The following is a 6,188-nucleotide window of genomic DNA, read 5'->3' as shown; positions in this document are numbered from 1 at the left end:
GCTGCATTAGAACTTGTAAATGATATCTGCGATCTCGCTATCAGTCTGACAGATGAAGGCATAGCGAATATGAGTTGGAGTGAGTTTGTAGATACGGTAAAGGAACCTGAATTGATCCAGTACCTGAAAGAGCGCAGGCTCTATATCAATGAAGAAATCGAAACACAGGAGGATATGTAAAATGGGCTTATTATCAGATTTATTCGGTATGGATGAAGATACTGAGCAGGACATTAAAGATGTGCTAAAGACGGTTGGTGTTATCGCTACAATACTTTTCGCAGGCGGCGCTATTGATGGTATCAGCTGCGACAATGATAAGGAGGATAATTGATATGTGCGCACTATTTGGATGGCTCGATTATAAAGGAATCGTTCCGTATAGGGTACTAAAGAAACTAACACAGGCTCTTGCTAATGCTGCTGAAGAAAGAGGCACAGATGCTGCAGGCATAAGCTATATACACGACGGTAAGGTCACTATATTCAAAAGACCTAAGCCAGCTCATAAGCTGCACTTCAACGCTCCAGCAGAAACAAAGGCAATTATGGGACATACGCGGTTAGCTACCCAGGGCGATAAGAAGCAGAATTACAACAATCATCCGTTCGCTGGTCATGCTGATAAGGAGTTTGCCTTTGCACATAATGGCGTACTCTGGAACGACAGAGATTTACGCAAGGACGGAGTAATACCGAATACATACATAGATACCGACAGCTATATCGGTGTACAGTTAATAGAGAAGCAGGGAAAGCTTGACTTTGACAGCTTACAGTATATGGCTGAGGCAGTTGAAGGCAACTTCACATTCACTGTACTTGATCAGTATAACACATTATACATTATAAAAGGCTCAAATCCGATGTACCTGCTTCATTTCGAGACAATAGGCTTATACGTATATGCCAGTACAGAGACAATCATGAAGAAGGCGTTGAAACAGCTGGGCTTACATAAGTTCGAGAGTAAACGTGTAGATACTGAGGAAGGTGATATTCTTCGTATCGACCGAAACGGAAAGATCACAAGGTCACAGTTTGAGCCTAAGATATATCGTTCGAAATACATGAGCTGGTATGATGATGACGTATCTTCTTATTATAATATGCACGAGGAAATACTGCTGGCATACTGCGGCTGCTATGGCGTAGATTCATCTGATGTGGAGCTTCTACTTGACTATGGTTATACCTGTGATGAAGTTGAGGAAATGCTTGTAGATCATAGCCTGCTCCGTGAAGCTCTTAAAGATGTTAAATACATTTTGGGTGAAGATGTGTACGAGAATTGCTATGGAGGAGCATTCTAATGGGTAAGATCGGATACATCCGTGTCTCAACCGAACATCAAGAGACAGCTAGGCAGGAAGCTCTAATGAAGCAATTTCAGGTCGAGCGTATCTTTGCTGAGAAGATGTCCGGTAAGAATGCTAACCGACCTGAGCTGAAAGCAATGCTCGAATACGTCCGTGAGGGAGACACGCTTTACATTGAGAGCATAAGCAGGCTCGGAAGATCCACAAGAGATCTGCTTAACATTATCGATGTGCTTCAGCAGAAAAAAGTAACACTCGTGAGCAGTAAAGAAAACATAGACACCAATACTCCGCAAGGAAGATTCGTTCTGTCTATATTTGCAGCACTCTCTGAGCTTGAACGAGAACAAACTTTACAGCGTCAGCGTGAAGGAATCGCTATTGCAAAATCTCAAGGAAAATACAAAGGAAGACAACCTTTACCTATCGACTGGATAAAGTTCGGTGAGCTGTACGAGCAGTGGAAGTCGGGCGCTATTACGGCAGTATGGTTTCAGAAAGAAATGGGCCTCCAAGCTAATATCTTCTATCGCAGGCTCAAAGAATACGAAAGAAAGTTTACATAAATGAGACGGAGCCGGTAATAACCGGCTCCAATCATCTTTCAATAAGGTGGCTGTTTTTATTGCAATATTTCAAAAGCCAAAAAACAACTTATATGACATACTTTTTTTGTATGTCAATAGGCCACAGGCTATTGATATACTTCAGAATTCCTGGTTACTGAACTTAATCATTTCATTATGTCATTTATTGATTATTAATAATTTATTTGCATCTTTCTGAAACTCGTAATCTGTGCATCTAATAACCACGTTATATTTTTTACGAAAATAATCTATAACACGTTCTATCATTTCGGATGCATTGCTGTCAAGATCACACAATGGGAATATGCGTACCTGTTTACATAGTCTGAGCATCTCTGAAATAGCAGCAATATGAAAATCGTATCCTAAGGATGTGTACATCAAAAGGAAATGGGAACTCAGACCTATTTCAAAACTGTCATCGGGATAATCAATTCTGTCAGGTAATTCGTGGAATACATATCTTTTTTCGATCAAGCCTTTTTCATAATCCTGTAAAAACAGCATCATTGATGCCATTCTTATGGATTCAAGTTCCTCAAGTGACTTGATCTTATTCCAAATGTAGTTTTCTTTATTCTCAGACATCTGCTTCATAATAACAGTTCTTACTTCGTTTATTCGTGCTTCAAGCTGCGATTTTGAAAAGCAGTAAATAGGATCAAAAGATGTAACGTTATAACCACGCATCGTTGCCTGATAATTAAAACTTGCAGGACCATCACCAAATCCGGCAATTCGTTTTTTCAAATCTTCGTCGCTTAACAAAAACATCTCTGTGTATTCGTCTATATTTCTTCCCCACGGAACGATGCTGTCTAGCTTTAATGCCATACTCACTCACCTCTAATCTCGATTTGGTTTATCTCATTCCGCTATTTCATATCGCATAAATGCGGTTTCGGTAACGTATTCCTTTTTCAACTCGCCAAGCAGTTTGAAGTGAGCCGACTGCTGATGAAGCTCCACAGCCTCTGCTGACTTCCACACCTCCAGCAGCAGAAGCTCGTTTTCATTATCGGGACTGTAGTAGTATTCGTATTTCTCGTTTCCTTCCTCAGCACGGGAGGCATTGGCTATGCCGCTCTCTATTAGTGTTCTGTAAAAATCGTTGCGTTTTCCGTCTTTTATGTAATAATGTACTTCAACAAATCTTTTCATATATACTTACCTCTTACTTCAAATCATTTCTGATAAAATGCGTTGGATTCCATGCTTCCTTCTGGGGCAGGCCATATTTTTCCTTACCGAGAGCGATTGACTTCATCAGGAACGACATATTCCTTGCAAGGTTTCTCATAGTCTGCATGCCCTCCGTATCGAATTCGGCTTCGCGCTGCAATCTGCCGTGAACGCTGTTCCAGTATGTGCTTGAAGCAACAGGCATACCACAGATCGTGAAGTATTTGTTCAGCTCGTCAAATGTCGCCGAACAGCCTCCGCGTCTTGCAACAACAACGCTCGCGCCAACCTTCATGGTCTTATCAAAGTGAGAGCTGTAAAACAGTCTGTCAAGGCAGGCTATGAGAGTTGCATTTGCCGAAGCGTAGTAAACAGGAGAGGCTGCTATAAGGCCGTCAGCTGCTTCAAATTTAGCTGCGATCTCATTTACTGCATCGTCAAATACACAACGTCCAAGCTCCGCGCATTTTCCGCAGGCAATACATCCGCGGATATTCTTGCTGCCTATCTGACACACTTCGGTCTCAACACCCTCTGCCTCAAATGTTCTTACCAACTCATTCACTGCGACAGATGTGTTGCCCTCGGGTCGGGGACTTCCATTGATTATAAGTACTTTCATTGAATCTTCCTCCTTATAATTTCGCTGAACACACTTCAGCATAAAATATTAAAATGATCTCCGTCCATACGGGCGGAATTAAAAATTGTCCATTAATTGCCTATACTTCATCAGGATGCTCTCCCGACCATCCTCTCTCAGGGAGACATGAAAGGTATGACATATCGTCAGCAGAGATCCTGAAGCCAAATATATCCAGATTTTCCTTCATTCTTTCCTTTGATGCAGCTTTCGGGATAACAGGAATACCTCGCTGATTAAGGTATCTGAGCAATAATGCAGCACTGGTACAGCCGTATTTTGCGGCTATCTTTGATACTGCACCGTCATTTATAAGTTTTGCTCTGCCAAGAGGGCTCCATGCCTGAGGAAGTATCCCCTCATTTCGGAGGTATGAAAGCGTATATTCCTGCATATATCCTACGTGAAGCTCCAACTGGTCTACCATAGGACGGATCCGTGCAACTTCTAAAAGAGGTCTTATATGGTGCGGAAGGAAATTAGACAAACCTATGGCTTTTACTCTTCCCTGCTCATATAACTCCTCCATTGCTGCCCATGAACCGCTGACTTTTTCAAACCATTCATCATCATTCCCGTCACTCTTAGGCCAGTGTATAAGATACATATCAAGATGATCGGTTTTAAGCTTCATGCAAGACTCTTCAAATGATCTCAGCGTTTTCTCTCTGCCAAGATCGGTATGCCATACCTTGCTGCACAGGAATATCTCCTCTCTTGGAATACCCGAACGTTCTATAGCTTCACCGATCTGTTCCTCGTTTCCGTAGAACTGCGCCGTGTCTATATAGCGGTAGCCGGCATCAAGGGCATCTATAATAGTCTGAACTCCGCCATTTTCTGTTGAAAGGTATGAACCGTAGCCTACTGCCGGGATCACTGTCCCATTTGCCAGGACGAACTGCTCCTTTGAGTCATTATATCCGACTGCATCAAGTATACTATCGAGAATCCGCATATTCATGGTTGAATATTTCTCTGTGATATACGGCGTTGCTTTCCCTTTAATGCATTCATTCATCTGCTCCATCTCCATACTGTAGTTGGAACCAGCATCAACAGTTTCGGTTCGTGTAACTCTTTCACCATTTGAATCCTTAACTGTTACCTCAAATGACAGCTCACCCTCACCGTTATACTCAACATCAGAACGAATATATCCCTTGGAGCCATGGATAAACAGCCTGTCGTACCTGTCGCTGGTATCAGTGCCGAGTATCATGCCCGCATTGAATGAAGCTCTTGAACCATCCTCAAAGCCAATAAGAACAGAAGCCATATGATCGACGCCTGTGCCGCCAAACTCTGCATCAGCCTTTATGTACTTTACCGGTGAATCAATGAGCGAAAGTATCATAGATGTACAGTAACAGCCTACATCATATATTCCTCCGCCGCCCTGCTCCTTGTGAAGTCTGATATCCTCAGAATAGTCCTGGGTAAGGAATGCGGTATCGATATAGTCTACCTTTCCTATCTCGCCCGATGAAATTATCTCCTTGAGGCGGCATATATAAGGGCTGTGGAGATATGCGTAAGCTTCCATAAGTATAACACCGTTATCCCTTGCTGCTGCAAACATACGACGAAGCTCACCCTCATTCATAGCAAGAGGCTTCTCGCACAATACGTGCTTATGAGCGTTAAGAGCCTTTATTACCCATTCGCAGTGTAAATCATTCGGCAATGGTATATATACTGCCTCCACTTCCGGATCAGACAGCAGCGCATCATATCCTTTATAAGCTTTTTCAAATCCGAAACGCTCCTTATAAGCCTGGGCTTTTTCGAGGCTTCTGCCTGCTATCGCATACAGCCCGCAGCCTTCAGCTTTCTGCATTCAGGGGATAGTACCCCATGACGCGATTCCTGCAGTACCCATAACGCCCCATTTTACGGTTCCTTTTTCTTCAAACATAAAGCATCCTCCTATGAATTATTTTTTCTTATTCTATGTACACATCTATCTGCCAAAGATTTTGAAAACGGCATACAGACATCTGCAACAGGACCAACAAGAAATGCACAGATTATTGTGCCTATGCCAAATTTGCCGCCAAGCAGAAAGCCTGTCAATACAAATATCACATCCGTAACAATTCTTACAGCAGCAAAACGTATCTTACTTTTGTCGCTGATGACAACTGCTACAAGGTCGTTTGGTCCTGTACCTGCCTCAGATTTGATAACAATCGACATTCCGAATGCCAGTATTCCGCAACCTATGATCAATACAACTATTTTTACAGGCATAACTGCATCTCCGATTTTAAAACCGCTTAGCAGCCATGTGAAGAAATCGATTATCGGTCCGCCGCAGAACATACAAACTATCGTCCCAAGCTTTACATATCTTCTGTCAACGATCAAAAGAATAATGATGATCAGAAAGCAAATGCACATATGCACTATTCCGTGAGTCGGAACAAACAGACCTGTTTTAATGACAAGCAG

Annotated in this window: 8 protein-coding genes and 1 pseudogene; 4 read left to right on the top strand and 5 right to left on the bottom strand. The window is 42.5% G+C overall.

The window, feature by feature from the left end; translation table 11 throughout:
- From J6U00_RS11135 to J6U00_RS11120, 4 genes and pseudogenes are all read left to right on the top strand, one after another.
- Positions 1 to 180: pseudogene (locus tag J6U00_RS11135) on the top strand (zinc-binding protein); the annotation flags it as partial.
- Between the two features lies 1 nt (position 181).
- Positions 182 to 334, top strand: a complete 153-nt coding sequence (locus tag J6U00_RS11130) for a hypothetical protein (RefSeq protein WP_175547842.1) — start codon at positions 182 to 184, stop codon at positions 332 to 334.
- Between the two features lies 1 nt (position 335).
- Positions 336 to 1,313 carry a class II glutamine amidotransferase gene (locus J6U00_RS11125; protein WP_296581878.1) on the top strand — a complete coding sequence of 326 codons (978 nt, stop codon included), beginning with the start codon at positions 336 to 338 and terminating at the stop codon, positions 1,311 to 1,313.
- Positions 1,313 to 1,885: a recombinase family protein gene (locus tag J6U00_RS11120; protein ID WP_296581876.1), complete on the top strand. Its 573-nt coding sequence runs from the start codon at positions 1,313 to 1,315 to the stop codon at positions 1,883 to 1,885. The genes J6U00_RS11125 and J6U00_RS11120 overlap by 1 nt, the downstream gene beginning before the upstream one ends.
- A 180-nt stretch (positions 1,886 to 2,065) precedes the next feature.
- Here J6U00_RS11120 and J6U00_RS11115 read toward each other — a convergent pair whose 3' ends face one another.
- The 5 genes from J6U00_RS11115 to J6U00_RS11095 form a co-directional block, all read right to left on the bottom strand.
- Complete coding sequence (locus tag J6U00_RS11115; protein ID WP_296581874.1) at positions 2,066 to 2,743, bottom strand: SAM-dependent methyltransferase; 678 nt, start codon at positions 2,741 to 2,743, stop codon at positions 2,066 to 2,068.
- A 33-nt stretch (positions 2,744 to 2,776) separates the two neighbouring features.
- Positions 2,777 to 3,070 carry a putative quinol monooxygenase gene (locus J6U00_RS11110; protein ID WP_296581872.1) on the bottom strand — a complete coding sequence of 98 codons (294 nt, stop codon included), beginning with the start codon at positions 3,068 to 3,070 and terminating at the stop codon, positions 2,777 to 2,779.
- A gap of 13 nt (positions 3,071 to 3,083) precedes the next feature.
- Positions 3,084 to 3,713: a flavodoxin family protein gene (locus J6U00_RS11105; RefSeq protein WP_296581870.1), complete on the bottom strand. Its 630-nt coding sequence runs from the start codon at positions 3,711 to 3,713 to the stop codon at positions 3,084 to 3,086.
- A 100-nt stretch (positions 3,714 to 3,813) separates the two neighbouring features.
- Positions 3,814 to 5,574: an aldo/keto reductase gene (locus J6U00_RS11100; protein ID WP_296581868.1), complete on the bottom strand. Its 1,761-nt coding sequence runs from the start codon at positions 5,572 to 5,574 to the stop codon at positions 3,814 to 3,816.
- Between the two features lie 89 nt (positions 5,575 to 5,663).
- Positions 5,664 to 6,188: YitT family protein (locus tag J6U00_RS11095; RefSeq protein ID WP_296581866.1), on the bottom strand; the 525-nt coding region annotated here is incomplete at its 5' end.

Origin of the sequence: Ruminococcus sp. (assembly GCF_017650195.1) — a bacterium.
GTDB lineage: Bacteria > Bacillota > Clostridia > Oscillospirales > Ruminococcaceae > Ruminococcus.
This window is presented reverse-complemented; position numbering and strand designations above follow the sequence as displayed.